Annotated in this window: 1 protein-coding gene; it reads right to left on the bottom strand. The window is 44.8% G+C overall.

What is annotated here, in order from left to right:
• Nucleotides 1-362, bottom strand: a 362-nt coding sequence (locus AB4585_RS27705; RefSeq protein WP_372171963.1) for an HD domain-containing protein, incomplete at its 3' end; no start/stop codon positions are given.
• Between the last annotated feature and the right edge of the window lie 44 nt (nt 363-406).

Below are 406 nucleotides of genomic sequence, written 5' to 3'. Positions count from 1 at the left end.
TTACGGAAGTTTTCCGCTTGAGCTTCTTTACGGTCTCGGAATTTCAGCTTGTCTAGTTTCGAAACACCGTCAACGAGTTCAGCTACAGCAGTACCAAAAAGGTCTTCAAGTTCTTCTTTGGTGACTTCGGTATCTTCAATAACATCATGAAGAAGTGCTGCTTGGAGGGTTTCAAGATCGAGGCGCATTTCTGCAAGGATTCTTGCAACGGCCACTGGGTGGATTATGTAGGGTTCGCCACTAGAGCGCGTTTGCCCTTCGTGTGCTTCTTTTGCTACCGAATAAGAATGACGTAGAGCCTCAACTTGAGGCTCTGTTAAATATTCTTTGGCAACATCTTTAAGGCTATCAAATAGATACAAATTACGGGCCCAAAAGGTTACGAGGTGTTGTGCAGATTAGCGAG

The organism is Vibrio sp. 10N.222.49.C9, assembly GCF_041474985.1.
Classification (GTDB): domain Bacteria; phylum Pseudomonadota; class Gammaproteobacteria; order Enterobacterales; family Vibrionaceae; genus Vibrio; species Vibrio crassostreae_C.
This window is presented reverse-complemented; position numbering and strand designations above follow the sequence as displayed.